Consider the following 26299-nt stretch of genomic DNA (forward strand, 5'->3'; position numbering starts at 1 on the left):
CAGCCCACCGCACGTACGTCATGGAAGGCCTTCGAGGATGAGTGAGAGCAGCCTGCGCGTGGTCTGGGTCTACCCCGACCTGCTCAGCACCTACGGCGACCGCGGCAACGCCCTGGTCGTGGAGCGCCGGGCCCGCCAGCGCCATCTCAACGTGACCCGGATCGACGTCCGCTCCGACCAGGCGGTGCCCACCAGCGGCGACATCTACCTGATCGGCGGCGGCGAGGACCGTCCGCAGCGGCTCGCCGCCGAGCGGCTGCGCAACGACTCCGGGCTCGTGCGGGCCTCCGAGAACGGCGCGATCATCTTCGCGGTCTGCGCCGGCTACCAGATCCTCGGCCACGAGTTCATCAACGACCTCGGCCAGCGCGAGCCGGGCCTCGGCCTGCTGGACGTCTGGACCAGCCGCGGCGAGGGCGAGCGCTGCGTCGGCGACGTGCTGGCCGACGTCGACCCGGCCCTCGGCCTGCCGCAGCTGACCGGGTTCGAGAACCACCAGGGCGTGACCCACCTCGGCCAGGGCGTCAAGCCGCTGGCCCGGGTCACCGCCGGCCGGGGCAACGGCACCGGCGACGGCACCGAGGGCGCCTGGCGGGACACCGTCTTCGGCACCTACCTGCACGGCCCGGTGATGGCGCGCAACCCCGCCGTCGCCGACCTGCTGATCAAGCTGGCGCTGGACGTGAACGCCCTGCCGCCGGCCGACACCACCTGGTACGACGCGCTGCGCTCCGAGCGCATCGCGGCCACGACGCGCCCCGCGTAGCACGTCCCGGGCCCGTCCGACCGGGTGCCCGCGATGCGGTCACCCGGCCCACGGGCGGGCCGGAACGTACGACAATGGGGCTGCCCCTTCCCGGGGCTGCCGGCTGCACACCCTCCTCGGCAGCAGGCTGCACTTCCACGCGGGGGCGCCGACGGCGCCGCTCCCGCGTCGGCTCCTGCCCGGCCGGACGCAGGGGCCGTATGCTCGACAACCACGGCCGGTTTCGGACGTTCTGTCCGGATCGGCCGGTCCTTCACCCGGCGGCCATCTCCGCGTCGACCCGGCGCGGGAACGGCTCGCTACGGTGGCGGTCCGTCGTCCCAGCCTGTAGTCCGGCCGTTCCTCGGTTCTGCTCGGGAGTTGCAAAGCAATGCGTATTGGAGTGCTGACCAGCGGCGGTGACTGCCCCGGCCTGAACGCGGTGATCCGCTCCGTGGTCCACCGGGGGGTGGTCGACCACGGCGACGAGATCATCGGGTTCGAGGACGGCTGGCGCGGTTTCCTGGAGGGGCACCACCGGCCCCTGACCCTCGACTCGGTGAGCGGGATCCTCGCCCAGGGCGGCACCATCCTCGGTTCCTCCCGGGTCCAGCCCAGCCACCTGCGCGACGGCGTCGAGCGCGCCAAGCAGTACTGCGCGGACCTCGGCCTGGACGCGGTGATCCCGATCGGCGGCGAGGGCACCCTGAAGGCCGCCAAGCTGATGAGCGACGCGGGCCTGCCGATCGTCGGCGTGCCGAAGACCATCGACAACGACATCGCCTGCACCGACGTCACCTTCGGCTTCGACACCGCCGTGTCGGTCGCCACCGAAGCGCTGGACCGGCTGAAGACCACCGCCGAGTCGCACCAGCGCGTCATGGTCGTCGAGGTCATGGGCCGTCACACCGGCTGGATCGCGCTGAACGCGGGCATGGCCGCCGGTGCGCACGCGATCGTCGTCCCGGAGCGTCCGTTCCACATCGAGAAGCTCACCGCCGTCGTCCGGGAGCGCTTCGACCGGCAGAAGAAGTTCGCGATCGTGGTCTGCGCCGAGGGCGCCAAGCCCGAGCCCGGCACCATGCACTGGGAGGAGGGCACCAAGGACATCTACGGCCACGAGCGCTTCACCGGCATCGCGACCCAGCTCTCCCGCGAGCTGGAGCACCGCCTCGGCAAGGAGGCCCGCCCGGTGATCCTCGGCCACACCCAGCGCGGCGGCACCCCGACCGCCTACGACCGGGTGCTCGCCACCCGGTTCGGCTGGCACGCCGTGGAGGCCGTCCACCAGGGCGCTTTCGGGCACATCACCGCCCTGCAGGGCACCGACATCAACCTGGTGCCGCTGGGCGAGGCGGTGGCCGAGCTGAAGACCGTGCCGGCCGACCGCTACCTGGAGGCCGAGACGGTCATCTGACCGCCTCGCTCCCCCACTTCTCCGCGGAGCCCCGGCCCCCCCGAGTGCGCGAGCCTCGGGGGGGCCGGGCCGTTCTCGGCAGCCGCCCTGCCGGGAGCGGAGTGCCGGATCAGAAGCCGGTGTCGTAGGTGTACAGGGCGCTGTGGTTGAGCATGTCCGCCGGGGAGACGTTGTTCCACGGCTTCATCGGCTCGTTGAGGTCGACCACGTCCGGCGTGCCGGCCGTCGGCAGGTAGGTCTGGCCCGGGTTGCGCTTCTGCCACTCCGACCAGAGCTTGTCGACGAAACAGTGGTGCAGCCAGAACACCGGGTCGTTGGGCGACACCCCGGTGGCCATCTGGCCGCCCACCCAGACGTGCACCCGGTTGTGCAGGTTGACCCCGCGCCACCCCTCCAGGGCGTTGCGGAAGCCGGCCGAGGAGCTGTTCCACGGCGCGGCGTCGTAGGTGGTGATGGCGAGCACCGACTCGGCGTCGGGGCGGGTGGGCAGCTGGGCCACCCCGGCGCCGAGCTGGCGGCGCAGGTAGGTGCGGCTGTCGGTGTTGACGTTGAGCGTCCACCCGCCGGTGGAGTAGGCGAACGGACCGGTGGTCACCTGGCCGTCGCTCGCCCGGCCGTTGCCGCCCAGGAAGTCGGCGCCCCAGATGCTCGAACCGGTGGAGCGGTCCGCGGTCCAGTCCCAGTACGGCAGGTTGACGCTCGGGTCGATGGCCTGGAGCGCCTGCTCGAACTGCAGCAGGTACTTGCGGTGCCAGGGCAGGAAGGACGGCGAGCGGTGGCCGGTGCGCTCGCCGTTGTCGACGTCGCTGAGGATGAACTGGTTGTGCGTCGTGACGAACGGGTCGTAGCCGCCGTTCGCCTTGAGTGCCAGGACCGCGTTGACGAAGGCGCGCTTCTCCTGGGCGGTCAGGGTCGCCTGGTTCTTGCGGACTCCCATGAGTCCCCCCTCTGTGGTCGGGTCGGTGTCGGGTGGCGCCGGATCAGGCGGTCGCGACCGGGACGAGCGTGGCGCCCTGGAGGTCGTTGACGGCGGCCCGGGCGAGCGCGCGCGGCGTCGCGAAGGTCTGGTAGTGATTGACCACGCTGATCCAGGTGCCGTCGGCGTTGCGCATCATGTGCAGCTCGTCGCCGTCGATCCGCACCTCGTAGCCGGTGCCGGTGCCGGTGCCGGTGCCGCCGTGGTGGCCACCGCCGCTGACCGGGCGGCCCTGGATCCGGCGGCCCTGGAAGACCTCGTCGAAGCTGTCGGAAGCCCCGGGGTCGGCGGCCGTGGCCGATCCTCCACCCGGGCCGGCCACGCCGATCGCGATCGTCCCGGTGGCGACGGCCAGCGCGGCCCCGGCCCCCTGGAGCATCCTCCGGCGGGTCAGCTCGCTGCCGTGGGTGTCCTCGGACATGCTGAATACCCCCTCATGTGCCTCGCGCTTTTGTTAAGGCACAGTTCACAAACGATTGGTGAATCGTTATTCCAAGGCGATTTCTTGATCGAAGCCGCCATTTCGATGCTTTCAAGGCTTGGCGACCTAGGGAACAGCCGATCGGCGGGGGTACGAAGGGTTGTGTTCAGATTCGGTCATCTTTGCTCGGCCTTGATCGGTGGGCCAGAGTGGACCACACCGTGGACCGGATCCCGACGGAAGGACACCAAGGCGATGGAGATCCTCGCGTACGGCGTGCAGGCGGACGAGCGGCCGCTGATGGAGGAGGCGTTCGCGGACCGGCACGGGCTGCGCTGCCTGTCCGTCTTCCTCAACCGCGACACCGCACCGCTCGCCGCCGGCTACCCGGCCGTCAGCAGCAGCGTCAACGACGTCCTGGACGCCGACACCCTCGCTGTCCTCGCCGAGGGCGGCACCCGGCTGATCGCCCAGCGCTCCACGGGCTTCAACAACATCGACCTGGACGCCGCCGCCAAGCTCGGCCTCACCGTCGCCCGGGTCTCCCACTACAGTCCGTACGCCGTCGCCGAACATGCCTGGGCCCTGGCCCTGGCCGTCAACCGGCGCCTCACCCGCGCGGCCAACCGCTCCCGCGAGTTCGACTTCCGCCTCGACGGCCTGCTCGGCCGCGACATCCACGGCATGACCGTCGGCGTCATCGGCACCGGCAAGATCGGCGAGTGTTTCGCCCGCATCGCCGCCGGCTTCGGCACCCAGCTCCTCGGCTGGGACATCGCCCCCAACCCCGCCTGCCTCGACCTCGGCATGACCTACACCGAACTCCCCGAGCTCCTCTCCCGCGCCGACCTGATCAGCCTGCACGTCCCGCTGCTGCCGTCCACCCACCACCTCATCGACGGCGCCGCCCTCGCTCGGATGAAGGACGACGCCATCCTCGTCAACTCCAGCCGCGGCGGCCTCATCGACAGCGCCGCCCTGGTCGAGACCCTGCGCGCCGGACGCCTCTCCGGCGTCGGCCTCGACGTCTACGAGGAGGAGACCGGCGTCTTCTTCACCGACCGCTCCATCCACGGCATCACCGACGACACCCTCGCCCGCCTCGTCACCTTCCCCCAGGTCCTGGTCACCAGCCACCAGGCCTACTTCACCCACACCGCCGTCGGCCAGATCATCGACGCCACCGTCCGCAACATCGACGACCACGCCGCCGGCCACACCAACGAAAACACCCTCGTCCCGAAGAACTGACCCGACTCACAAGCCAGGTCGTCACGCACCCATCACCACAACCCGCCGGCCTTCGCGCGGAGCGACCTGCCGGGATCGCGAAACAACCGAGCCGATCGACAACCCCTCATCCTCCGAGAACCACTTGACCCCCAGTCGCCCCGGGAAGCACCACTTCACGGAGGGGCTCCTACGCGACTGCGCGTCCGCGGTCGTCTGGGCCAGGGCCACCGGCAGCTCACCAAGGCACTGGCGGCGTACGCCGGCTCTCTGGCCCAAGCACCGGAGGAGGGCCCGGGGGCCTTGACTGGAAGTGTGTCCAGGTCCCCCGGGCCCCGCCCGCCGATCAAGGCGGAGAAACATCAGTGCTACGAGCGACCGGTTCTACTCGGTCCGCAGCGCGGTGACGGTCCGGGAGCGCGCCGCCCAGCCGGCCGGCAACAGTGCCCCGAGCAGGGCGATCGCGATCCCGCCGGCCAGCAGCGGGAGCAGTATCCCGGGGGTGTAGACGTCGGTCACGCTCGACGGCAGGTTCCTGCCGATCGCGCTCACCATCCGGGTCAGCGTCGCGCTCTCCACCGCCATCCCGATCGGGACCCCGATCAGCCCGGCGATCAGCCCGGTGAGGCTCACCGAGGTCAGCACCATCGCGATGGTCTGCTTGGGTGTCATCCCGAGGGCCTTGAAGATCCCCAGGTCGTGGATCCGCTCCCGGGTGTCCTGCACCACGGTGTTCAGCACGCCGAGCGCGGCGACCGCGCTCATCATCAGTGTGAGGGTGGCCACCAGGGCGACCATGGTGAGCACCGTGAGGTTCGGGTACGTGATGTTCGGGGTGGCCTCGGCGTGCAGCGGGGTCAGCGCTGGGGTGGCCGAGGCGGACCAGTCCGGGCCGCTGACGTTGTCGGCCAGCTCGACGTTGAACTGGGTGATGTACGGCGTCAGACCGGCGGCGGTGAACGTGGCCGAGTCGGTCATCACGACCCCGTTGCTGCTGGCATCGAAGTCGATGCCGACGATCCGCAAATGCAGTTGCTTGTTGTCCTGCGTCACAGTGACGGTGTCGCCGACGTGCATCCCGGCCGCTGAGGCCAGGTGGTCGTTGATCACGGCTTCGCCGGGGTTCTGGTAGAAGCGGCCGTGCAGCAGAGCCAGGTTGGTCCAGGACAGGTCGCCGGTGGTGGTGTCCACATGCGTGTGGTCACCCGTCGGCGCGCCGATCACGGTCGCGCCGCTGTCGCCCCAGCCGAACGCGGCCTTCGTACCCGGGACCGAGGCGAGCGCGGCGGCCACCCCGGGGTAGTCCAGGTGGGGGTTGGCAGGGCCGCCGCCGGAGGCGTGGAGGCCGGCGGGCGTGCCGGCGGGCACCACGATCATCGACGCGGCCCTGAAACCGGTGCTATCCGTGTCCATGTACTTGGTGAACGTGGTCTCCAGCCCGACTGCGAAGGTGACGCCGACCGCGCCGAACAGCACCGCGGCGCCGACCAGTGCGGCCCGGGCCGGCTTGGCGAACGGCTGGGCCAGTCCCAACGACATCGGCCGGGGCAGCGGCAGCCTGCTTGCCAGGCGCTGCGCGCCCTGGCCGCGCTTGGCCTTGGGGGCGCGGCCGACGACCAGGGTCTGCACAGCCGGCATGCGGCCGGCCCGAAGTGCCGGGACGAGCGCGGTGACACTGACGATGACCAAGGTGCCGATCGGCACGACGAGGCTGACCCACATCGGCAGGCCGGCGTCGGCGGCACCGAGATCCTTGCTGGCACTGCCCAGGACCGGAACAGCCAGCAGGTTGCCGAACAGCGTGCCGCCCACCACGCCGATCGTCGCCGGGATCAGGGCTTGTGCGGCGTAGGCGCGGGCCACCTGCCAGGGGGTGAAGCCGAGCGACTTCAGGATCCCGATGCGCCGGATTCCCGAGACCACCGTGCCGCTGACCACGATCCCGATGATCAGCACCGACAGGAACAGACCGAGGACGCCGAAGACGACCAGGAACGGCACGAAGGACTTCGCGCTGCCGACGACCTGCTTCTCCACGGCCAGGTAGGACTGTCCGCTCTCGACCGAGCCGGCCGGCGCGGCGGCGGCGATCGCCTGCTTGTCCGTGGTGAGGTCGGCGTCGGTCCCGGACGTGGCGAACCGGTAGAGCATCTGCTCGTCGGTCTTGGCGCCGGCGGCGGTCAGCCGCGCGAAGCCGTCGCCGGTGAGGAAGCCGGTCGCGGTGTTGGTCAGCGAGTTCGCCAGGCCGACGACCTTGAACGAGGGCTTGCCCGGCAGTGAGTCGAACACCACGGAACCGTCTGCGCAGTGATGGTCCCATGAGGCCAGGACGATCTCGTTCGCGGTGGTCGGCCACCTGCCCTGGACCAGGGCCAGCTGGTCCAGGCCGGAGGTGCCGGCCAGGTCGGGTCGGGTGGCGACGACGACCGGCTGGTTGGCGCGACCGGCCATCGGCATGCCCGCGGCGATGTTCGCGGTGCAGTCCGGGCCGAAGCTCGTGTTGAGGGCGGCGGTGACCGGGTAGGGCCCGGACGCCTCGGTGACGCCGGCGGCGTGCGCGGTGGCGGCGGCCTGCGCGGCAGTGGCCTTCGAGCCGTCGAACTGGACCGACAGATGCGCGCCGTTCCGGGCCTTGAAGGCATGCTCGAACGGGGCCTGCACGACGGCCAGCAGACCGAGCGAGAGCACACAGGAGGTGACGGCCGCGAACGTCGTCAGGGCCATGACGAGGGACTGCACACGACGCCGGCCGACGCCGGAGCGCACGACCTTGCCCAGGACGCTCATCGGCCCGCTCCCGCCGGCAGCAGACGGGCCACGGCCCGGAAGGAATCCGCGTACAGGCGCTGGGACGGCAGCGCTGGGAGCCCCGTCATCGGACCGCTCCCGCCGAGCTGTTGGAGGTGGCGCCGCTGACCGTGTTGACCACGTCCCGGGCCACGGCACCATCCACCAGCTCGATCGTGCGTCGCGCGGTGTTCGCGGCCAGCTGGACGTCGTGGGTCACCAGCAGGATGGTCTGGCCGTCGGCGTTCAGCTCCAGCAGCAGCCGGCGCACGTCCTCGGCCGAGCGCGAGTCCAGCGCGCCGGTCGGCTCATCGGCCAGCAGCAGCGCCGGGTCGTTCATCAGGGCCCTGGCCACCGCCACCCGCTGCCGTTGCCCGCCGGACAGCCGCTGCGGATAGGCATCGGCGTGCCGGTCGATGCCCAGCGAGCCGAGCAGGTCGACGGCCCGCCGCTTCGCTTCGTTCCTGCCCATCCCGGCCAGCTGCGCCGGAACCATGACGTTGTCCAACACGGTCAGGTCGTCCAGCAGGTTGAAGAACTGGAAGACCATGCCGATGGAGGCCCGGCGGTACTTCGCCGAATCGGCCTCGCCGAGCTGGTCGACGCGGATGCCGTCGACGGTCACGGTGCCGCTGGAAGGCTTGTCCAGACCCGCGACCAGGTTCAGCAGCGTCGACTTGCCACTGCCGGAATGGCCGAGGATCGCCACGCACTCACCGGCCGCCACGGACAGGGTCACCCCGGCCAGCGCGGGCGGGCCGTCATCATATTTCTTCGTCGCGTCCTGGAGATCGATCATCGGCTCATTCGTCATGGCCACGAACCTAGGAACGGGCCATGGTCCATCGCGTCGGCCGGCGGATGTCACCTCTCTCCCAGGCCGTCGGCCCGGCGGCGTACCCCGCGTACATCCCCGGGGTGACGCGCAGAGCCGACACCAATCCATACGATCTCCGCATGGAAGAGCTGCTCCAGCGTTTCTCGACATCGAAACCCGTGACCTGGCTGACGTCACGGGCCGTGGTGCTGGCCGCCGCCGGCTTCTACTCGCTGATGCTCTTCTGGACGATGCCGCTCGGTCAGCTCCGGCGCTCCGGCGGCCTGTTCCGGTTCCCCGACCTCGGGCCCGACCAGATGATCGGTCTCTGCGTCGTGCTCGCCCTTCCGGTCCTGCTGGTGCGCCGGCTGCCCGCTGCGGTCTTCGCGGTGGTCCTGGGCGAAGCAGCCCTCGGTGACCTCATCGGCGCGAACCCCTGGATCGTGCTCCTCCTGCTCCTGGTCCTGGCCGGACACCTCGCCGCCCGGCGGCCGACGGCTGCCGCCGTCGGCTCCGTCGCGGCCGTCGCGACCGTGTTCGCCGAGCGCACCCTCGGCTACCACAGGGAATCCGTCGGCTACGCGGCCCCGCGGGCCGGGCAGCTCGCGTTCGTGTTCGCGGTCGCGTGGGTCTTCGGCGGGGTGTACCGCAAACGCCGTGAATACCTCGAAGCCCTGCACGAGCAGACCGAGGCCCGCGCCGTCATGGCCGAGCGGCTGCGGATCGCCCGCGAACTGCACGACAGCGTCGCGCACAGCATCGGGATCATCACGGTGCTGTCGGGAGCGGCGGCGCGCGTCGTGGAGACGAGGCCCGAGCAGACGCGGCAGGCGCTGACCGGCATCGAGACCACCAGCCGGGAGACGCTGCTCGGGCTGCAGCGCATGCTCGGAGCGCTCCGCCGCGCCGAGCCGGACGACGCCATGCCGCAGGCCGCTCCGCTGGCGCCGGGCGGCAGCCTGGCGGACGTCCCGCGGCTCGCCGAACGCACGGCCGATGCCGGGGTGCGGGTCCACGTGACCTGGCAGGGCGAGCAGCGTCCACTGCCGCCGGAGATCGAGCTGTCGGCTTTCCGGATCGTCCAGGAGTCGGTGACGAACGTGGTGCGGCACTCCGGTGCGCGGACCTGCCGGGTCGCGGTCGGCTACGAGCCGACCGGAGTGACGATCGAGGTGGTGGACGACGGGGACGACGGTCCCGGCGGGCCCGGCCGTCCGAGGCCCCCGGCGGCGGTCGGCGGGAGCGGCTTCGGCCTGCTCGGCATGCGCGAGCGGGTGTCGCTACTGTCCGGTCAGTTCAGCGCGGGCCGGCGTCCGGAGGGCGGATTCCGGGTGGCGGCGAGGATTCCGGCATGAGCGTGCGGGTGCTGCTGGTCGATGACCAGCCGCTGATGCTGGTCGGGCTCGGGATCCTGATCGGCGACACCGACGACCTGGAGGTGGTCGGCCAGGCCGGCGACGGCCGCGAGGCGATGCGCCTGGTGCGTGAGCTGCGGCCGGACGTCGTGGTGATGGACATCCGGATGCCGGGCATGGACGGGATCGAGGCGACCCGGCAGGCGACCGCCGAGCCGGACCCGCCCAAGGTGCTGGTGCTGACGACCTTCGACGACGACGAGTACGTCTACGGCGCACTGCGCGCCGGGGCCAGCGGATTCCTGCTCAAGAGTATGGCCCTGGACGCGATCCTGGACGCGATCCGTGTGGTGGCGGCCGGCGACGCATTGATCGCGCCGAGCGTGACCCGACGGCTGATCGCGGACTTCGCCGGAACATCCAGCCCCGCGTCCCCCGAACCGGACGCCGAGCCCGCCGCGGACTCACGTCTCATCACGGGGATCACCGACCGGGAGCGCGAGGTGCTGGCACTGGTCGGACAGGGACTGTCGAACGGTGAGATAGCCGAGCGGTTGGTGATCAGCGCGGCGACGGCGAAGACGCATGTCGCGCGTCTGTTCGCCAAACTCGAAGCCCGGGACCGCGTCCACCTGGCGATCATCGCCTTCGAGGCCGGACTCGTCCCGCGCAGACGGTAGGGCAGGATGAGAAGAACTGGGGCGACTCGATCTGGGAACTGATGCTGACGCAGCGTCCCTCCGGCACACACTTCTCGCAGTCGAGTGCTCCGGGCGGAAAGAGCCCGCTGGTGCGGGACCCCTCGCTCGCAAACTGGCGTGCTCCGTCACAGCGAAGGCCGGGCTCCGGCCCTGTTGGCCGCCGACGCCTCCTCGCTGCTCGTCATCACCACCGCCCTGCCCGGCACCCCGGTCATCCGCACTGCCCTCACCGCCGCCGAGGAGCGGGAGGTGTACCAGCAGGCCGGGCAGCTCCTGGCCGCCGTCCGCGCACAGCCGACGACCGGAGCCCCCCGTCGGCGAGCACCTGCTCTTCAGGTGATACGAACCGGATCACAGGACACTAGCCCTGCCGTTGCAGCCATTCCGAAATCACCTGGTTGGTTTCTTCTGGCATTTCCTCCTGGATCCAGTGACCGCAGTCCAGGCCGACCACTTCCACGTTGGGCACGAACTCTGCCAGTCTTTCGAACCTCGGGATCGCGAAGTCCTGGTCGCCGTAGATCATGAGGGCGGGCTGCTTGATGATCGGGTCCGCGTCCGCCAGCCGGCGCCAGTTGCGGTCGAGGTTCCTGTACCAGTTGATGCCGCCCGTGAATCCCGACGTCTCGAACGCGGAGACGTAGACGGCCAGGTCGCTGTCGCTCATGATGGGCTCACCGAGTGGTGTTTCCGCCTTGGCGAGGTTGATAAATGCCATGCCCGGCTCAGGGGGTGCGGGGGGCACGTTCTTCCGGTAGAGGTTGCGGAGGAACTGGGAGGTGTTGGCGTCGAATACGGCGTCCGCGACGCCCGGCTGCCGGTTGAAGTGGACGAAGTAGAAGTCGCCGCCGAGGAAGGTTTCCATGACCTCGATCCACGGCGTTTCTCCGCGCTCCTGGTAAGGCAGGCTCAGGTTGATCAGCTTGTTCACCCGGTCGGGGTGCAACAGGGTCAGCCCCCAGACGACGAACGCACCCCAGTCATGGCCGACGAAGGTGGCGTCCTCGTAGCCATAGTGGTCCAGGAGCGCGATGAGGTCACCCGTCAGGTGTTCGATGTCGTAGCCCGTCACCTCGGTCGGGCGGGATGAGTTGCCATAACCCCGCTGGTTCGGTGCGATGACGTGGTAGCCGGCCGCTGCGAGGACGGGCATCAGGTGACGCCAGGAGAAGGCGTGCTCCGGCCAGCCGTGGCAGAGCACGATGGGCTTGCCCTTGTTCTCTCGACCTGCTTCGAATACTTCGAGCTCCACACCGTTGACCTGGATGAGGGTGGGCTCGGGAAATTCTGCTTGATTGATCACTGCATTTCCTCCCTGGGGGCGTTCGCTGGCGGTCGACCTCCTCGATGAGGTCATGTCGCCATCTTGATACCTAAACCGGTCACCTCATGACCGGTTTCCATGAGAGTTTTGTCAGCATGCGATCCGATCGACTGGTGGCCATACTCCTCTTGCTCCAACGGCGCGAGCAGGTGACAGCCGCGGAGGTCTCCCGAGAGCTGGACGTCTCCGAGCGGACCGCCCGCCGTGACCTCGACGCCCTGGCCATGGCCGGGGTGCCCGTGTACTCCGTGCAGGGCCGAGGCGGCGGCTGGCGCCTGGTGGGCGGTGCTCGTACCGACCTGTCCGGGTTGACCGCCAGTGAGGCCCGCGCCCTGTTCCTGGCTGTCGGCCCGGCCTCGGATGCGACGCCGGCGATGAAAGCAGCTCTGCGCAAGCTCGTCCATGCCCTACCGAAGCCCTTCCAGGTGCAGGCCGAGGCAGCGGCGGCGTCGCTGGTCGTAGACCCGCAGCGATGGGGGGCGAGCCGGATCGAGCACCGGCCGCCTCGCTTCCTCGACGAACTCCAGGACGCGGTGATCAGCGGCGTCCAGGTGTCGCTCGGCTACGTCGACAGCAAAGGCGTCGAAACCCGGAGAACCGTCCACCCGCTGGGCATCGTCGCCAAAGGTCCTGTGTGGTACCTCGTCTCCAACACCGAGACCGGCCGACGGGTCTTCCGGATCGACCGCGTGTCATCCGCCGACCCGACCGGCGACCCTGTGCACCGACCCGAGGAGTTCGACCTTGCCGAGAGCTGGAACGAGATCGCCAAAGAGGTCGATCGCAAACGAACGCCGCTGGAGGTCCAGGCGGTATGCACACCCGACGGGATAGGCATACTCCGGATGGCGCTCGGCGACCGGCTCGACGTGGGAGGTTCCACGACCGATGGCCGCATCGCGGTCGTGATCCGCGGCCCCAATGAGTACATCCTCGCCGGCGAGCTCTCCGGGCTGGTCGAATGGGTCGAGGTGACCGACCCTCCGGGGGTCCGAGACCACCTGGCCTCGATCGGCAACGCCCTCGTCGAACGATACGGCCGGCCGCGCACCAGCGGAGACCTTCACCCGTCTTGAAACGGACGAGGCAGGGCTTCGAGAACAGTTCCGCTCAATAGGGTGGGTTTGTCCGTTCCGGCAGTCGCCTGGTCACGGGTCGGCGGATCTGCCGGCCTGGCTCGCTGCGGGGTGGACCGTCTCGTGCCGGGCCGGCATCGCCACGCACTCGGCGCGCACTCGGCGCGCTTCCGAGGTCGAGGCCGCGACGGGCGGAGCAGGTTGTGGCGGCGGCTGGCGCCTCGTAGGCGGCGCCGTCGATCACGGGCCGTGGGCCATGGGCGGCCAAGGCCGGCCCGTGGGCCGTCGATCCAGCCGTAGCACAGGGCCTGGTCGACCGCCTCCGACCAGCTCAGCGTGGGCTTGCCCGTTCCCTTCTTCCACATGCCCACCCGGCATTCGGAGGCAGTCGCGTGGTGCTCCTCCAGCCAGTCCCGGAACTCCCCAGGACTTGAGAGAGAGTTTTGCGAGGCCTTGAGTGGTTCGCCCGTTGTGCCGAAGTCAGGATCAGGGTGCGGAGTCCCCTGCGCGGGTGTCCGAAGTCGTCTGCACGGGGGTGGCGGCTACCAGCAGTGCGGCGAGCGCGATGGGAGCGACCGTCTGGTATCCGATCCACACCTCACCTCCGGCGCCGCTGCCCCGCCATGCCATCAGCAGGCCGGCAAGCGCCGCCAACACCCACCCGCTGTCGTAGGCAACCATGAGTCGCGTACAGGTACGCACCGGGCGGCTGTTCACATACCTGATCTCGATCCCACCGCCGATCAGCAGAGCTATGCCTGAGACGACCATCAGCCAGGCGGGCGCGCTGAGCAGATGACCGAGCGGGGCAGCGCCGATGATGAAGGCGGCAGCGAGCAACACCTTGACGACGCCGTCGGCGATGATCCCCACCGTCCGGCGTGGCCCTGTCGATGGCACGGCCTGGGTCTGGGTCTGGGTCTGGGTCTGGGTCATGAGCGTTCCTCCCCTGTTGCCTGTCTCGCAGTTCCGTAACTCAGTTACTACAATAATGGGATTATGAGAACGAAGAGAGCTGAGAGCAAGGAACGTAACCGCCGTGCTCTGCTGGACGCTGCGTTCCAGGTCGTCTCCCGAGACGGGTACCGCGCCAGGCTTGAGGAGATCGCCGAGCGGGCCGACCTGACCACCGGCGCCATCTACTCGCTGTTCGGCAGCAAGAACGGTCTGGTGGTCGCCCTGGTCACCGACTATCTGCGGCCGCACTACGAAGAGATCGAGCAAGCGGTTCCCGCTGGGTTGGATCTGCTGGAAGCGGTCGATGCCTTCGCCCGGTACTACCGGCGCAGCTGTGACGCCCCCGAGGCGTTGTCCGGCCTGTCGCTGCAGATCACCTTGCTGGACATGGCCATGCACGACCCCGAGCTGGGATCCCAGCTCGCCGCGTCCGTCCGGACACAGGAGGACCAGCTGGTCGGGTTGTTCGCCGGAAGAACACACAACGGGAGCGTCGTGACGTCGCATCAGGCGCGACGCCTGGTCATCGCGCTCAGGGCACTGTTCGTCGGCCTCAGCCAGGGCGTCATCCTCGGCCTCGCCCACGGTGCCGACGAGCAGTACTTCGCCGACGCCGCCTGCGCCCTGGCCTCCGGCGCGGGGTGACTACGGCGACCGCGGGCACCGGGCCGACGCGGTACGGGTATGCCGGTGAGCCGGCGTCATCCGATGATCTCGCCCCGGGCCCCTCGCTGGATTTCGGCTTTCCCGCATCCAGCCCAGTCGTCTCCTTGGGCGCGTTCGTCGAGGTGCGTACCGTCTGGGAGTCCAGGACGACCGCGGTGGGGTCCTCGTGCCGATTCCGGCTCTCACGGACCTGCCGGCGCAGCAGGTCGTGGACAGCCCGGCGGTGCCGTCGTCGCGCCACGTGCCGAAGTAGTAGTAGACGGCGCTGGGCGGCGGGAGGTCGTGCGGCAGGTAACACCATTGGCAACCGGTGCGGGCCTGGTAAGGATCGCGTTGAGAATCTCCCGCATCTTGTACCGGCCCTGGTGCCCGCTGACCGACGGGTGCCGTCCCTTCCCGGCGGTGATGACAACCGGACGGATCAGCTCCCACGCCTCATCCGACAGCTCGCTCGGGTAGGGACTGCGCTCGCCCATGCCTACAGCAGACCGCATCCTCACCGAACATCAACCCCCTTGGCCAGAGCCAGACTTCGACACAATGGACGAACCACTCAAGGCCTCGCAAAACTCTCTCTCAGAATGAGATCGGCATTACGGATGGCAGTTGAAGGTGCGTTGGAGGCAGAGCCGCCGGGGCAGCCCGTCGTTCTCGCTCTTGATCAGACACGGGAACGTGTGGCCCTGTCGCTGCCAGCAGGCCCAGTCAGCAGGTCAGCAGGCGCGGTACGGGGTGACTTCGGGTTTCGGATCGGTCCTATCCGATCGGCAGTTGGTTTTCGAAGCCCTGCGGGCAGGCGGACTGGCCGGCCTGATCGGGTGGCAGGTACACCGTCTTCTCTTCGGGGGCAAGGTCGCGGGCGACAGCGTCGCAGATTGCTCTGATCGCCGCAGCTGGCGGCACGCGGGTCCACAGCCGCACGGTATGGTCCCGGCTTGCGGTGGCGAGGGTGCGGCCGTCAGGGCTGAACGCCACCGCGCTCACCGCGTCATTGTGGCCGGTGAGGGTGTCGGTGGTCTTGCCGGTGGCCACGTCCCACAACCGCGCGGTGCCGTCCCGGCCAGCGGTGGCGAGGGTACGGCCGTCGGGACTGAACACCACCGCGTTCACGATGTCGGTGTGGCCGGTGAGGCTGGTGACGGCCTTGCCGGTGGCCACGTCCCACAACCGCGCAGCGCCGATGTTGCCGGGGGTGGCGAGGGTGCGGCCGTCGGGGCTGAACACCACCGAGCCCACGAGACCGGTGTAGCCGGTGAGGGTGTTGGTGGTCTTGCCGGTGGCCACGTCCCACAGCCGCATGGTGCCGTCCCAGCTGCTGGTGGCGAGAGTGCGGCCGTCGGGGCTGAACGCCACCGCGGTCACCCTCTTGGTGTGGCCGGTGAGGCTGGTGACGGCCTTGCCGGTGGCCACGTCCCACAACCCCGCAGTACCGTCCAAGCTTGCGGTGGCGAGGGTGCGGCCGTCGGGACTGAACGCCACCGCGGTCACCGTGTCATTGTGGCCGGTGAAGGTGACGAGGGCCTTGCCGGTGGCCACGTCCCACAACCGCGCGGTGCTGTTGTAGCCGGCGGTGGCGAGGGTGCGGCCGTCGGGACTGAACACCACCGAGCGCACGGCACCGGTGAGGGTGGTGATGGTCCGGCCGGTGGCCACGTCCCACAACCGCGCGGTGCCGTCCCGGCTTGCGGTGGCGAGGGTGCGGCCGTCGGGACTGAACACCACCGCGGTCACGATGTCGGTGTGGCCGGTGAGGGTGTTGGTGGTCTTGCCGGTGGCCACGTCCCACAACCGCGCGGTCCCGTCCAAGCCGGCGGTGGCGAGGGTGCGGCCGTCGGGACTGAACACCACCGAGCCCACGGTGTAGCGGTGGCCGGTGAGGGTGGTGACGGCCTTGCCGGTGGCCACGTCCCACAACCGCGCGGTGCCGTCGCTGCCGGCGGTGGCGAGGGTACGGCCGTCGGGACTGAACACCACCGCGTTCACCGCGTCATTGTGGCCGGTGAGGCTGGTGACGGCCTTGCCGGTGGCCACGTCCCACAACCCCGCAGTACCGTCCAAGCTTGCGGTGGCGAGGGTACGGCCGTCGGGACTGAACGCCACCATGTTCACGAAGTCGGTGTGGCCGGTGAGGGTGGTGAGGGCCTTGCCCGTGGCCACGTCCCACAGCCGCACGGTGTGGTCGCTGCCGGCGGTGGCGAGGGTACGGCCGTCGGGGCTGAACACCACCGCGTTCACGATGTAGTTGTGGATGGTGAGGCGGTCGGTGGTCTTGCCGGTGGCCACGTCCCACAGCCGCGCGGTGCCGTCCCGGCCGGCGGTGGCGAGGGTGCGGCCGTCGGGGCTGAACACCACCGCGTTCACGATGTCGGTGTGGCCGGTGAGGGTGGCGAGGGTCCTGCCGGTGGCCATGTCCCACAGCCGCGCGGTGTGGTCGTCGCCGGCGGTGGCGAGGGTACGGCCGTCGGGGCTGAACACCACCGCGTTCACCCCGTCACTGTGGCCGGTGAGGGTGGTGATGGCCTTGCCGGTAGCCATGTCCCACAACCGCGCGGTGCCGTCGCTGCCGGCGGTGGCGAGGGTACGGCCGTCGGGGCTGAACACCACCGCGTTCACCCCGCCATTGTGGCCGGTGAGGCGGCGGCGCAGGGGAAGGGCGGCGGCGGCGCGGAGGGCGGTGGCGGCCTCTGCAGTCGGGTCGGTGTGGTATGCGGCGACGGCGAGCAGGGAGGCGAGGTCCGAGTCTGTGTCGAGGAGTGCGGTGGACTGGGCTGCGAGCTGTCGGGACTGGGCAGTGTGCTGGGCGGCGGTGGCTTTCTGCCGCTGCCAGAACGCCACCGCCGAGGTGAGCATGGCCAGGACGAGGAAGGTCGCCAGAACGGCGTTGAGGCGCCTGCTGTTCCGTACAGCGGCTTCTTGGCGGCGTCGGCCCGCGTCCAGGAATGCCGCGAGTTCGGCGGGCAGACGGCGGTGGCGTGCCAGGTCCGTGCCCTCGGCGACGAGCGTTCCTGCGAGCAGGTCCCGGGGGTCGTGCTGTTCCTGCCAGCGGGTGTACTGGGTGCGGGCACGGTGGAGCCAGTCGTGGAACCGGGCGTCCTGCTCCATCCAGCGGCGCAGGGTGGGCCAGTCGCGGATGAGCGCGTCGTGGATCAGTTCGGCCATCGGTGTTCCGACCGCTGGGTCGGTCGGCCCCGGCTCCTGTACCCGGTCGGTCGTGATGACGCGGTGCCGGGAGAGGACGGTCAGGACTTCGTCGACGGCCTCCAGTGCCTGGGGTGTGTCGTCGTCGTCAGCGGCGAGTTCGCGCAGTTCGCCGAGTGGGAGCTGCTGGCGTGCTGCTGGGATGTTCAGGGCCTCGTCGGCGGGGTGGACGAGGGCGGTGAGGGCCCGTTGGGCGATGCGCTGCTGGTGTTCGTCGAGTTCGCCCAGGGCGCTGTTGCACCACTCGGTCAGGGCTCCGGTGACGGCGCCGATGCGGCGGTAGGCGTCGTGGGTGAGGCGGCCGTCATGGTCGAGGCGGCTCTCCCAGAGCTGGCTGAGCGCGACTCCCAGAAGTGGCAGCACGGTGATCGGGGCCTCAAGGCCGGCTGCAGTACTGGGATTGAGCGCCAGGACGTCGGAGACGATCCGCTGTGCCAGCCCCGCTTCGAAGTCGACCTTCAGGTCGCCGGCGGGCCCGGTGACGATCGCGGTCAGTTCCGTACTGGTCAGGACGGCGGGCACATTGAGTACGCCGCGCCCGTCCAACGCGGCCTGCAGCAGTTCGGGGGCCAGGGCGGACAGCCGGGGGTAGAAGTCGTCGCGCATGACGAGGACGAGGACCACATCGGGTGCCGGGATGGTGGACCGGATCGCCCCGGCGAGGGAGGTGAGTGCTGCGAGGGCCTTCGTCCGGGGTCCGTTCGCGGATGCGAGGAGTTCCTCGAACTGGTCGACGACCAGCACCACGCGCTCATGGGCCGGGCCGGTCTTCAGTCGGCCGACCGGGGTCGCCCCGTCGCCGGCGTCGGCGTCCACGGGCAGTCCGGCCTGTTCAAGGGCAGTTTGCAGGTCGGGGCCGGGCCGTACGACCGTCCGGTGCCAACGCTTGCTGCCCGGCACCGCCCCGCCAGCCAGCTCGGGAAGCACCCCTGCCTGGACCAGGGAGGACTTGCCCGCTCCCGAAGGCCCGAGGAGCAGCACCACCCGCGGCCCGCCCCCCAGCATCGCCACGGCCTGGCGCACAGCCTCCTCACGGCCTCGGAACCAGCGGGCATGCTCGGCGGCGAACGCCTCAAGCCCTCGGTACGGCGATACGTCGCCCACCTTGAGCGAGGGCCGAGCCCCCCGCAGCACTTCGGTTGGTGTGGCGTAGGCGATTCCCTGACCCCGGCCGCGGCCGTCAGGCGCTGTTATCGCGGTGACCATGCCGACCACCAGGCCGGTCGCCTCGTCGAGGACGGGCCCGCCGCTGAACCCGGTGGTCAGGTCGTTGGCACCGGTCAGCTGCAGCAGATCACCGGCCCGGTCGGCAGCCGGCAGGAGCCCGACGACTTCGGCCGAGCCGAAGTGCCCGCCTGGCGGGGCCTGGACGGGGAAGCCGAGCGAGCGGACCCGGTGCCCACGGCAGCCCACCGCAGATCCCAGCACGAGCGGGGCCGTGCCCACCGGCACGTCGTCCAGCAGGACCAGGGCAATGTCCTCCTCCCGTCGGTCGCGCCACCCCTCCTCCAGGACCCGGCCCGTCGGCGCCGGGGTACCAGGCAGGCGTGGGAAGACCAGCTGCACCACGTCCCCGGGACCGTAGCCACCGTCGTCCAGGACGTGTGCGCAGCTGATCAGCAAGTTCTCGGCGATCAGGAAGCCCGTTCCCAGCACCGTCCCGTCCCCGTCGCGGATCTGGGCGACCGCGGCGGTCAGCACATCGGGAGTGTGGGCGCCACGCCCGGTATCCACGGGATCAGTCCGCCGCCGCGGCACCCGGTGCGCGGATAGGACCGGTGTCGGCGTCGACGTCTTCCCTGCGCCACGTCAGCTTCACGGTCAGATGGCAGTTCGCGGCCGTCTTGGTGATCACGACCCCTGCCTCCGTGGCGAGATCGACCCCGAACTCGACCTCCAGCTCCGCCGGCCCCGCATCGCGCAACCGAGCCAGCACAGTGCGGGCCAGATCGGTGACCGGCTCCAGGGCGGCGCTCAACCCTGTCGGCAGCTCACGGATCGCATCGCCGACCCGGCCCGCCTTCACCGGCCCGATCGCACCGTCCGCGGCCTCGACCAGGACCGAGCCCCCGCCGTCCAGCGGCACCCGCGCCAACTGCTGCCCCATCAGTTCCCTCCCCTGCCGCATTCCCGTGGCGGCCACACCGACAAGCTACTCGCGGCAAGGTGGCGGCACCGAGAAAACGGATGAACCAAAGAAAGGGGATCCGCCCGGACCACGGCGGGACAGGTCCACCGACTCGGGCAGAAGGACCTGGCGGTCGCCCGCATCAAGGTTCGCCGCCCCGGCGAGGGCGTCGCCGCACTCATCAAGCCACTCTTGGCCGGGTACGGACTCCGGAACGCGGTGGTCGGCGTAGCCGAGCATTCTTGGCTGGCCCCGCGCCCAGGATCTCCAGGGAGTCGGCGAGTTCGGCGGCGCGTTGGGTGTCCGGGGCCCAGGTGGCGGTGACCACCGCCGTCCGTGCGCCGCGCGCGGTGTGCCGGGCGAGGACCCCGCCGGCGAGGAGCGCCTCGTCGTCCGGATGGGCGACGACGGCGAGCAGGGCGGATGGCTGTAGCACGGAGGTCCTCTTCGTCGTGGTGTGGCCGAGGAGATGGTGGAGGCGGGTGGGTTCCCACCCGGCAGGGTCAGGAAGGTTCCGGGGCGGGGGCCGGCGTGTCCTGTGCCGGGTCGGTGTCGCGCTGGTGGGGGATGTCGGTGTCGTATTGGCGGGCCTGCAGCAGATACGCCGCCCGGTACTGGGTTGCGGGCCGGCGGGCCATGAGGTCGGCGTGGCTGCCCTCCTCCAAGAGCCGGCCGTGGTCGAGGACGAAGATCTGGTCGGCCTTCGCCGTTGCGCCGAGGCGGTGGGTGATCAGAATGACGGTGATACCCAGGTCGGTGAGCTGGCGGATCTGCTCGAACGCTTCGACCTCTGCCTGCGGGTCGAGGGCGGAGGTGGGTTCGTCGACGACGACCAGCGCAGGCAGGCGGTTGGCGGTATCGAGCGAGTTCTGGCAACCCTGGACACCAACCTCCTCGGCGCCTGGCGGCTCGCCGCCGCAGCTGCTCAGGAGATGCGGAAGAACGGCTACGGCCGCATCGTCAACATCACCAGCCACCTCGGATCACAGAGCAACATGGGTACCGGGAACGTGAGTTACCGGGTCTCCAAGGCCGGCCTCAACGCCCTCACCCAGATCCCCGCCGCAGAGCTCGACGGCACCGGCATCCTCGTCAACGCCGCCTCTCCGGGGCGCATGGCGACCCGCATGGCCTACGGCCAGACCGACCGCACCCCCGAGGAGGCGGCCGACACACCAGTATGGCTCGCGGCCCTCCCCGACGACGGCCCCACCGGAAGTCTCTTCTACGAGCGCGAGCCCCTGGACTGGTGACCTTTCGACTCCGTCCCTGATGGAGCACTGGTCACGGACCGGATGAACCGCACGAGGTCGTCCGCGGTGTACCCCAGCAGTTCCGCCCGGTAGACGGCGAGGAGAAGGAGCTGCGCGACGGTCTCTGCTCCGAACCCGTTCAGACCGTCGGCACTCCACTCCTCGAGCTTCTCCACGCCCAAATCGTTCAAAAACAGCCCGTCGCTCGCACGCACCGCGCCCACGACCTGTCCGACCGCCTCAAGGAGAGTCTCTGCCCGCTGCTCGCACTCCAAGAAAAACGGCCCATCGGCCCGCACGGCACAACCAGCAGGCAGAGCCACGAACTTCAGCACGGTCGAGGACTCTGCTCCTGCCTGGTGATCATCGAGGCTGAGCGTGAAGGTGTGTTCCAAGGCGACTCCTCCAAATGCTCCGCCCAGAGCAGAGAGCCCACCAGGTCAACTGCCATCCCCCGCACGGATGAACCGACGTAGAGCCAGCAGTACTTCGAGAGACCCGACCTTGCAGCTCTCGGTGCGGCCGGCGGTGCCGGAGTACTGCGGCTGCACCCCGGCCGCCCGCGTGCCCTTCGTCAGGAAGTCCGGTGTCGTCCGCGATCAGCACGGCGCCCAAGTCGGCCGGGTGCGAGACGGCGTACTCGCGTACGTCGTCGAGCGCCCTGTGCACGTCCCAGTCGAACCGGTTCAGTAGCGCTCCCGCGAGTTCGACTTCCGCCTCGACGGCCTGCTCGGCCGCGACATCCACGGCATCACCGACGACACCCTCGCCCGCCTCATCACCTTCCCCCAGGTCCTCGTCACCAGCCACCAGGCCTACTTCACCCACACCGCCGTCGGCCAGATCATCGACACCACCGTCCGCAACATCGACGACCACGCCGCCGGCCACACCAACGAAAACACCCTCGTCCCGAAGAACTGACCCGACTCACAAGCCAGGTCGTCGCACACCGATCACCACAACCCGCCGGCCTTCGCCCCGGGGACGCACACCCGCACCGCGAAACGACCCAGCTGATCGGCAACCCTGCTTCCTCCAGGAACCACTTGCCCCGGAGGTCCAACCCGTTCGATGCCCGGTCGGGTTCGACTTCGTACAGCCCGCTCTCGGGGGGTGATCCGCGTTTGCGCACGCGGGGCGGGCCGCGGTGACGCCGACAGGCGCGGAGTGCCCTGTTCGCCGGCCGGCGTCGCTGCCTCCGCGCCGCAGCGCGTGCTCTCAGCGGTGGCCGACGATGACGGAGATGCCCCAGCCGATCGCCGCGAGCACCACCGCGAAGAGCAGTACGGCCAGGGTGCGGGCGGCCGGTCCGGCGGCGGGGCGTGCGTCCGCCGGGCCGCCGGTGGGGCCGCCGGGCGGGTTGAGCAGGCGCAGGCCGAGGGCGAAGAGCGCGGGCAGGCCGGCGCCGGTGAGCAGGCCCACCACGACGATCCTCCACACCGCGTCGAGGTTGATCCAGGAGTTCACGAGCCCACCTCGTCCTTGGGCGCGACCGCGACCCCGACCGGCTCCGGAACCACCGAGCCGGTCCACACGGCGTTGACGTTCTCCGATGTCACGGCCGGATGGCGGGAGGCGATGAAGAAGGCGGTCGACGCCAGCACCAGCACGACGAAGACCACCACCACCCCGGCCGTCCCGCCGATCCCGTTCGCGACCCAGTAGGCCGCCGCGCCGACCAGCGCGGCGGCCGGCAGGGTGAGCAGCCAGGCCGTCACCATCCGGCGGGCGAGCTGCCAGCGGACCTCGGCGCCCTTCCACCCGACTCCCGAGCCCAGGATCGATCCGGTGGCCACGTGCGTGGTGGAGAGCGAGTAGCCGAAGTCGGTGGAGCAGAGGATCACCGCGGCGGAGGACGACTCGGCGGCCATCCCCTGGGGCGGTGCGATCTCCACCAGCCCCTTGCCCAGGGCACGGATCACCCGCCAGCCGCCGACGTACGTCCCGAGGGCGATCGCCAGCGCGCAGGAGACGATCACCCAGTCCGGGGCCGTCGCCCCGGGTGCCAGGGTGCCGTTGGCGATCAGGGCGAGGGTGATGACGCCCATGGTCTTCTGCGCGTCGTTGGTGCCGTGGGCGAGCGACACCATGGACGCCGAGCCGATCTGGCCGAGCCGGAACCCGTTCTCGCGCGGGCGCTCGGACACGTTCCGGGTGATCCGCGCGACCAGCAGGGTGCCGACCACGGCCACCAGGCCGGCGATGAACGGCGACAGCGCCGCCGGCACGATCACCTTGGACACCAGGCCCTGCCATTTGACGGCCGAGGTGCCGGCCGCCGCCATCGTCGCCCCGATCACCCCGCCGATCAACGCGTGCGAGGAACTGGAGGGGATCCCGAGGTACCAGGTGGCCAGGTTCCACAGGATGCTGCCGGTCAGGCCGGCGCAGACCACGGTCAAGGTCACGTCCCCGCTGGCGACCAGGCCGTTGGCGATGGTCGCCGCCACAGCGGTCGACAGGAACGCGCCGACCAGGTTCAGCACCGCCGAGACCGCGACCGCGACGCGCGGCGGCAGGGCCCCGGTGACGATCGAGGTCGCCATCGCGTTGCCGGTGTCGTGGAAGCCGTTGGTGAAGTCGAAGCCCAGCGCCGTCATGACCATCAACGCCAGGACCGCGTCGTTGCCGGTCACGCACCGAACCTAGCCCGCCCGCCGAGGCCGCGCACCGAGGGGCGAAGGCCCACCACCCGATCGGGCCAACACTGCGCACGCCTCACAGGGCCTTTCGGCCCGTTCGGCCCGTCGGACTCCGGGCACGCGCATCCCGACGACGCCGAGGACGCCCTCGCCGCTGCCCGGGCGTCACACCGTGGGTGAGAGCGGCACTCGCGGCAAGGCGCCCTTTCGCACCGTGAAGACTAGGGTGGGGTCACGAAGGCGTCGGCCCTCGCGCCTGCTCGTCACCGTGCGTGACACGTTTCAGGGAGCCCGAGATGGCACCGGAGAACGAGAAGATCATTCGCGGCGCCTACCGGGTCGCCGAGGAGCAGGACGTCGCCGGCTGGATCGCGGCGTTCACGGAGGACGGAACCTTCACGGACATGTCGGTTCCGGTCACCTACCGCGGCGCGAACGAGCTCGGCAGGACGGTCGAGGTCTACGCGAGGGCCTTCCCCGACATGCACCGGGAACTCGAACGGTTCTACGTCACCGGCGACGTGGTGATCGTGCAGCTGCGCCTGCAGGGCACCCACCTCGGCCCGCTGGAACTGCCCACCGGCACCGTCCCGCCGACCGGCAGACGCATGGACGCCCCGTGCTGCGACGTGTTCGAGCTGGTCGGCGGCAGGATCAAGCGCTTCGACTGCTACGCGGAAGGCTCCGTCATCGCCGCCCAGCTCGGCCTGGCCTGAGCGCCACGGCGGCCTCCGCCGTCCGCGCCGGAAGCAGATGGGCAGCGGGCCCTCGTCCCCAGGGGCTGACGCCAGTGCTCCTGCTTCGCACCGGTCTACGGGCGGTGTGACGGTCGGGGTGACGGGCAGTCGGCGTCGTGGGCGGGGAGGACGCCGTCGCGCATCGGAAGCATCCGGGTGACGACCTCGGCGAGCGCGGTCGAACCGGCCCTGGGCAGGCCCACGGCCGCCGGATCGACGGCGGCGCCCGGGTGGGTGAGAACGGTGAGGATCTCCTCGTGGCCGGAGACCACGTACAGGCGGCCGAGGTCCAGACCATGACGTTTCACACCCCACTTGACCTGGGGTTTTCTTACCCAGGGCGCCGCACTGGATTCACCTGCGGGCGCTCTCCATGCCGAATTCCAAGGCATTCGGAAAGGGTTCTCGGATTTCCCGGAAAAAAGTCCGCCCGCCAGGTCCGCAGGACCGTCTTGGCACGAACACCCCGCTCCCGCGCGCGACCACGCGTGGCGGAACACGGAGGACGGAACGGGGGCCGGGGAACCGGCCGGGGTAAGGCCCGCCTAGGCTGTATGCCGAAGCAAAACGGGCGAACCGGACCCGTCCAGGGGCCGGGACGAGGGAAAGCGGGACCCGCCGATGGGCGACGGAATGTCAGGCATGCACCACCACGGCGGGATGACCGAACTCGGGCCCTTCTCGCTCTCCAACGTGCTCACCTGGTCCCCCGACTGGGTGTTCCTGATCGGCAGCCTGGCCGCGCTCGCGCTGTACCTCACCGGCGTGGTCCGGCTGCGGCGGCGCGGCGACAGCTGGCCGGTCGGACGCACGGTGGCCTGGGTGCTGGGCGTCGGCTCGGTGATCCTGGTCACCTGCACCGGGCTGAACGACTACGGCATGGTGCTGTTCAGCGCGCACATGATGCAGCACATGGTGCTCTCCATGCTGTCGCCGATCCTGCTGCTGCTCGGCGGGCCGATCACCCTGGCGCTGCGCGCGCTGCGGCCGGCCGGCAAGGGGCGTCCGCGCGGGCCGCGCGAGCTGCTGGTGGCACTGCTGCACTCGACCTACATCAAGGTGGTCTCGCACCCGGGCTTCACCATCCCGCTGTTCATCGCGAGCCTCTACGGGGTCTACTTCACCCCGCTGTTCGACTTCCTCATGCAGTACCGGCTCGGGCACATCTTCATGATGGTCCACTTCCTGGCGACCGGCCTGGTGTTCTTCTGGCCGATCATGGGCGTGGACCCGGGCCCGCACCGGCCGGGCCATGTGATGCGGATCATCGAGCTGTTCATGGGCATGCCGTTCCACGCCTTCTTCGGCGTCGCGGTGATGATGGCCAACCACCAGCTGGTGAACACCTTCACCACCGAGATGGCGCCACCCGGCACCGATCTGCTGGCCGACCAGAAGCTCGCCGGCGGCATCACCTGGGCGTTCGGCGAGATCCCGACCGCGATCGTGCTGATCGCGCTGGTCTACCAGTGGATGGGCTCGGAGCAGCGGCTCTCGCGCCGCCGCGACCGCGCCGAGGACCGCAGCGGTGACGCCGAGCTGGCGGCGTACAACGCCTACCTGGCCTCGCTGGACCAGCGCAGCCGGCGCCCCGCGGCCGACGCCGGCTGAGACCCGGCGGCAGCGTCGAGGGAGCCCCCGTCCGATCCGGACGGGGGCTCCGGCGTTTCCGGAGGCGTTTCCGGGGGCGTTTCCGAGAGCGTTCCGGGGCCCGGGCGCCCGGGCCCCGCGAGGAAACGCCGGGAGGCCCCCGTGGTGCGCGGTGGGGCCGCCCGGGGCGCCCCCGGTGGACCCCCGGGGCCCCCGGCGCAGCCGGGGGTGGGGCGCGCCGCGGTGGGGGTGGTGGACCGGCGCGACACCGGCGGG

Annotated in this window: 23 protein-coding genes and 3 pseudogenes; 11 read left to right on the forward strand and 15 right to left on the reverse strand. The window is 70.2% G+C overall.

Translation table 11 applies throughout. The features are described 5' to 3' along the window. Positions 1 to 37: 37 nt before the first annotated feature. Complete coding sequence (locus ACFVUH_RS22410; protein ID WP_387915068.1) at positions 38 to 766, forward strand: type 1 glutamine amidotransferase; 729 nt, start codon at positions 38 to 40, stop codon at positions 764 to 766. Between the two features lie 370 nt (positions 767 to 1136). Then, positions 1137 to 2162 (forward strand): 6-phosphofructokinase, encoded by a 1026-nt coding sequence (locus tag ACFVUH_RS22415; protein WP_355371973.1) that lies wholly within the window; start codon positions 1137 to 1139, stop codon positions 2160 to 2162. Positions 2163 to 2271: 109 nt separating this feature from the next. On the opposite strand, the gene ACFVUH_RS22420 is transcribed toward ACFVUH_RS22415, so the two are convergent. Further along, entirely contained in the window at positions 2272 to 3099 is an 828-nt protein-coding gene (locus ACFVUH_RS22420; protein ID WP_387915069.1) for a tyrosinase family protein, read from the reverse strand. Positions 3100 to 3142: 43 nt separating this feature from the next. Further along, on the reverse strand, positions 3143 to 3559 hold the full coding sequence (locus ACFVUH_RS22425) for a tyrosinase cofactor (RefSeq protein ID WP_355371968.1): 417 nt from the start codon (positions 3557 to 3559) through the stop codon (positions 3143 to 3145). A 255-nt stretch (positions 3560 to 3814) separates the two neighbouring features. On the opposite strand from ACFVUH_RS22425, the gene ACFVUH_RS22430 reads away from it, so the two are divergent. Continuing rightward, entirely contained in the window at positions 3815 to 4810 is a 996-nt protein-coding gene (locus ACFVUH_RS22430) for a 2-hydroxyacid dehydrogenase (protein WP_387915070.1), read from the forward strand. Between the two features lie 363 nt (positions 4811 to 5173). Here ACFVUH_RS22430 and ACFVUH_RS22435 read toward each other — a convergent pair whose 3' ends face one another. Together ACFVUH_RS22435 and ACFVUH_RS22440 are read right to left on the reverse strand one after the other, a co-directional pair. Then, a complete protein-coding gene (locus ACFVUH_RS22435) occupies positions 5174 to 7576 on the reverse strand; it encodes an ABC transporter permease (RefSeq protein WP_387915071.1) in 2403 nt (800 codons plus the stop codon). A gap of 85 nt (positions 7577 to 7661) precedes the next feature. Further along, positions 7662 to 8390 (reverse strand): ABC transporter ATP-binding protein, encoded by a 729-nt coding sequence (locus ACFVUH_RS22440; protein ID WP_387915072.1) that lies wholly within the window; start codon positions 8388 to 8390, stop codon positions 7662 to 7664. Positions 8391 to 8533: 143 nt separating this feature from the next. Between ACFVUH_RS22440 and ACFVUH_RS22445 the strand changes: the two genes are divergently transcribed. After that, positions 8534 to 9748: a sensor histidine kinase gene (locus ACFVUH_RS22445; RefSeq protein WP_387915073.1), complete on the forward strand. Its 1215-nt coding sequence runs from the start codon at positions 8534 to 8536 to the stop codon at positions 9746 to 9748. Further along, complete coding sequence (locus ACFVUH_RS22450) at positions 9745 to 10428, forward strand: response regulator transcription factor (RefSeq protein WP_355371953.1); 684 nt, start codon at positions 9745 to 9747, stop codon at positions 10426 to 10428. Before ACFVUH_RS22445 ends, ACFVUH_RS22450 begins: the two co-directional genes overlap by 4 nt. A 382-nt stretch (positions 10429 to 10810) precedes the next feature. Here the strand turns inward: ACFVUH_RS22450 and ACFVUH_RS22455 are convergent, their stop codons facing one another. Beyond that, on the reverse strand, positions 10811 to 11752 hold the full coding sequence (locus ACFVUH_RS22455; RefSeq protein ID WP_387915074.1) for an alpha/beta fold hydrolase: 942 nt from the start codon (positions 11750 to 11752) through the stop codon (positions 10811 to 10813). A 116-nt stretch (positions 11753 to 11868) separates the two neighbouring features. Between ACFVUH_RS22455 and ACFVUH_RS22460 the strand changes: the two genes are divergently transcribed. Further along, complete coding sequence (locus ACFVUH_RS22460) at positions 11869 to 12849, forward strand: helix-turn-helix transcriptional regulator (protein ID WP_387915166.1); 981 nt, start codon at positions 11869 to 11871, stop codon at positions 12847 to 12849. A gap of 486 nt (positions 12850 to 13335) precedes the next feature. Here ACFVUH_RS22460 and ACFVUH_RS22465 read toward each other — a convergent pair whose 3' ends face one another. After that, positions 13336 to 13785: a hypothetical protein gene (locus tag ACFVUH_RS22465; protein WP_355371945.1), complete on the reverse strand. Its 450-nt coding sequence runs from the start codon at positions 13783 to 13785 to the stop codon at positions 13336 to 13338. A 63-nt stretch (positions 13786 to 13848) separates the two neighbouring features. On the opposite strand from ACFVUH_RS22465, the gene ACFVUH_RS22470 reads away from it, so the two are divergent. Next, a complete protein-coding gene (locus ACFVUH_RS22470; protein ID WP_387915075.1) occupies positions 13849 to 14451 on the forward strand; it encodes a TetR/AcrR family transcriptional regulator in 603 nt (200 codons plus the stop codon). Between the two features lie 97 nt (positions 14452 to 14548). Here the strand turns inward: ACFVUH_RS22470 and ACFVUH_RS22475 are convergent. The 5 genes and pseudogenes from ACFVUH_RS22475 to ACFVUH_RS22495 form a co-directional block, all read right to left on the reverse strand. Further along, positions 14549 to 14948 (reverse strand): annotated as a pseudogene (locus tag ACFVUH_RS22475) (transposase); the annotation flags it as partial. 280 nt (positions 14949 to 15228) lie between these two features. Further along, positions 15229 to 19371 (reverse strand): trypsin-like peptidase domain-containing protein, encoded by a 4143-nt coding sequence (locus ACFVUH_RS22480; protein ID WP_387915076.1) that lies wholly within the window; start codon positions 19369 to 19371, stop codon positions 15229 to 15231. Positions 19372 to 19408: 37 nt separating this feature from the next. Beyond that, on the reverse strand, positions 19409 to 19813 hold the full coding sequence (locus ACFVUH_RS22485; RefSeq protein WP_387915077.1) for a CU044_2847 family protein: 405 nt from the start codon (positions 19811 to 19813) through the stop codon (positions 19409 to 19411). Positions 19814 to 19993: 180 nt separating this feature from the next. Beyond that, positions 19994 to 20234, reverse strand: a pseudogene (locus ACFVUH_RS22490) (PIG-L deacetylase family protein); the annotation flags it as partial. Positions 20235 to 20301: 67 nt separating this feature from the next. Beyond that, a complete protein-coding gene (locus ACFVUH_RS22495) occupies positions 20302 to 20775 on the reverse strand; it encodes a hypothetical protein (RefSeq protein WP_387915172.1) in 474 nt (157 codons plus the stop codon). On the opposite strand from ACFVUH_RS22495, the gene ACFVUH_RS22500 reads away from it, so the two are divergent. Continuing rightward, complete coding sequence (locus ACFVUH_RS22500; RefSeq protein ID WP_387915167.1) at positions 20677 to 21051, forward strand: SDR family oxidoreductase; 375 nt, start codon at positions 20677 to 20679, stop codon at positions 21049 to 21051. The two genes, ACFVUH_RS22495 and ACFVUH_RS22500, sit on opposite strands and share 99 nt — an antisense overlap. Here the strand turns inward: ACFVUH_RS22500 and ACFVUH_RS22505 are convergent. Further along, positions 21024 to 21446 carry an amidase gene (locus tag ACFVUH_RS22505; protein WP_387915078.1) on the reverse strand — a complete coding sequence of 141 codons (423 nt, stop codon included), beginning with the start codon at positions 21444 to 21446 and terminating at the stop codon, positions 21024 to 21026. The two genes, ACFVUH_RS22500 and ACFVUH_RS22505, sit on opposite strands and share 28 nt — an antisense overlap. 340 nt (positions 21447 to 21786) lie before the next feature. Here ACFVUH_RS22505 and ACFVUH_RS22510 point away from each other — a divergent pair. Next, a pseudogene (locus tag ACFVUH_RS22510) lies at positions 21787 to 21975 on the forward strand (2-hydroxyacid dehydrogenase); the annotation flags it as partial. A 297-nt stretch (positions 21976 to 22272) separates the two neighbouring features. On the opposite strand, the gene ACFVUH_RS22515 reads toward ACFVUH_RS22510, so the two are convergent. Both ACFVUH_RS22515 and ACFVUH_RS22520 read right to left on the reverse strand, forming a co-directional pair. After that, positions 22273 to 22521: a hypothetical protein gene (locus ACFVUH_RS22515; protein ID WP_355371912.1), complete on the reverse strand. Its 249-nt coding sequence runs from the start codon at positions 22519 to 22521 to the stop codon at positions 22273 to 22275. After that, entirely contained in the window at positions 22518 to 23690 is a 1173-nt protein-coding gene (locus ACFVUH_RS22520) for an anion permease (protein ID WP_387915079.1), read from the reverse strand. Before ACFVUH_RS22520 ends, ACFVUH_RS22515 begins: the two co-directional genes overlap by 4 nt. A 302-nt stretch (positions 23691 to 23992) precedes the next feature. Here ACFVUH_RS22520 and ACFVUH_RS22525 point away from each other — a divergent pair, with 302 nt between their 5' ends. Next, complete coding sequence (locus tag ACFVUH_RS22525; RefSeq protein ID WP_387915080.1) at positions 23993 to 24412, forward strand: nuclear transport factor 2 family protein; 420 nt, start codon at positions 23993 to 23995, stop codon at positions 24410 to 24412. A gap of 95 nt (positions 24413 to 24507) precedes the next feature. Here the strand turns inward: ACFVUH_RS22525 and ACFVUH_RS22530 are convergent, their stop codons facing one another. Then, a complete protein-coding gene (locus ACFVUH_RS22530) occupies positions 24508 to 24741 on the reverse strand; it encodes a hypothetical protein (protein WP_387915081.1) in 234 nt (77 codons plus the stop codon). Between the two features lie 334 nt (positions 24742 to 25075). Between ACFVUH_RS22530 and ACFVUH_RS22535 the strand changes: the two genes are divergently transcribed. Beyond that, positions 25076 to 26044 (forward strand): cytochrome c oxidase assembly protein, encoded by a 969-nt coding sequence (locus tag ACFVUH_RS22535; protein ID WP_355371906.1) that lies wholly within the window; start codon positions 25076 to 25078, stop codon positions 26042 to 26044. The last annotated feature ends 255 nt before the right edge of the window (positions 26045 to 26299 follow it).

This window comes from Kitasatospora sp. NPDC058032 (genome assembly GCF_042885845.1).
Taxonomy (GTDB): domain Bacteria; phylum Actinomycetota; class Actinomycetes; order Streptomycetales; family Streptomycetaceae; genus Kitasatospora.

Bases quoted from the DNA above. Each gene is read 5' to 3' on its own strand.
- ACFVUH_RS22435 (WP_387915071.1), bottom strand. From the start codon at position 7,576: ATGAGCGTCCTGGGCAAGGTCGTGCGCTCCGGCGTCGGCCGGCGTCGT.
- ACFVUH_RS22465 (WP_355371945.1), bottom strand. From the start codon at position 13,785: ATGACCCAGACCCAGACCCAGACCCAGACCCAGGCCGTGCCATCGACA.
- ACFVUH_RS22535 (WP_355371906.1), top strand. From the start codon at position 25,076: ATGCACCACCACGGCGGGATGACCGAACTCGGGCCCTTCTCGCTCTCC.
- ACFVUH_RS22470 (WP_387915075.1), top strand. From the start codon at position 13,849: ATGAGAACGAAGAGAGCTGAGAGCAAGGAACGTAACCGCCGTGCTCTG.
- ACFVUH_RS22525 (WP_387915080.1), top strand. From the start codon at position 23,993: ATGGCACCGGAGAACGAGAAGATCATTCGCGGCGCCTACCGGGTCGCC.
- ACFVUH_RS22415 (WP_355371973.1), top strand. From the start codon at position 1,137: ATGCGTATTGGAGTGCTGACCAGCGGCGGTGACTGCCCCGGCCTGAAC.
- ACFVUH_RS22430 (WP_387915070.1), top strand. From the start codon at position 3,815: ATGGAGATCCTCGCGTACGGCGTGCAGGCGGACGAGCGGCCGCTGATG.
- ACFVUH_RS22410 (WP_387915068.1), top strand. From the start codon at position 38: ATGAGTGAGAGCAGCCTGCGCGTGGTCTGGGTCTACCCCGACCTGCTC.
- ACFVUH_RS22460 (WP_387915166.1), top strand. From the start codon at position 11,869: ATGCGATCCGATCGACTGGTGGCCATACTCCTCTTGCTCCAACGGCGC.
- ACFVUH_RS22420 (WP_387915069.1), bottom strand. From the start codon at position 3,099: ATGGGAGTCCGCAAGAACCAGGCGACCCTGACCGCCCAGGAGAAGCGC.
- ACFVUH_RS22440 (WP_387915072.1), bottom strand. From the start codon at position 8,390: ATGACGAATGAGCCGATGATCGATCTCCAGGACGCGACGAAGAAATAT.
- ACFVUH_RS22450 (WP_355371953.1), top strand. From the start codon at position 9,745: ATGAGCGTGCGGGTGCTGCTGGTCGATGACCAGCCGCTGATGCTGGTC.
- ACFVUH_RS22445 (WP_387915073.1), top strand. From the start codon at position 8,534: ATGGAAGAGCTGCTCCAGCGTTTCTCGACATCGAAACCCGTGACCTGG.
- ACFVUH_RS22425 (WP_355371968.1), bottom strand. From the start codon at position 3,559: ATGTCCGAGGACACCCACGGCAGCGAGCTGACCCGCCGGAGGATGCTC.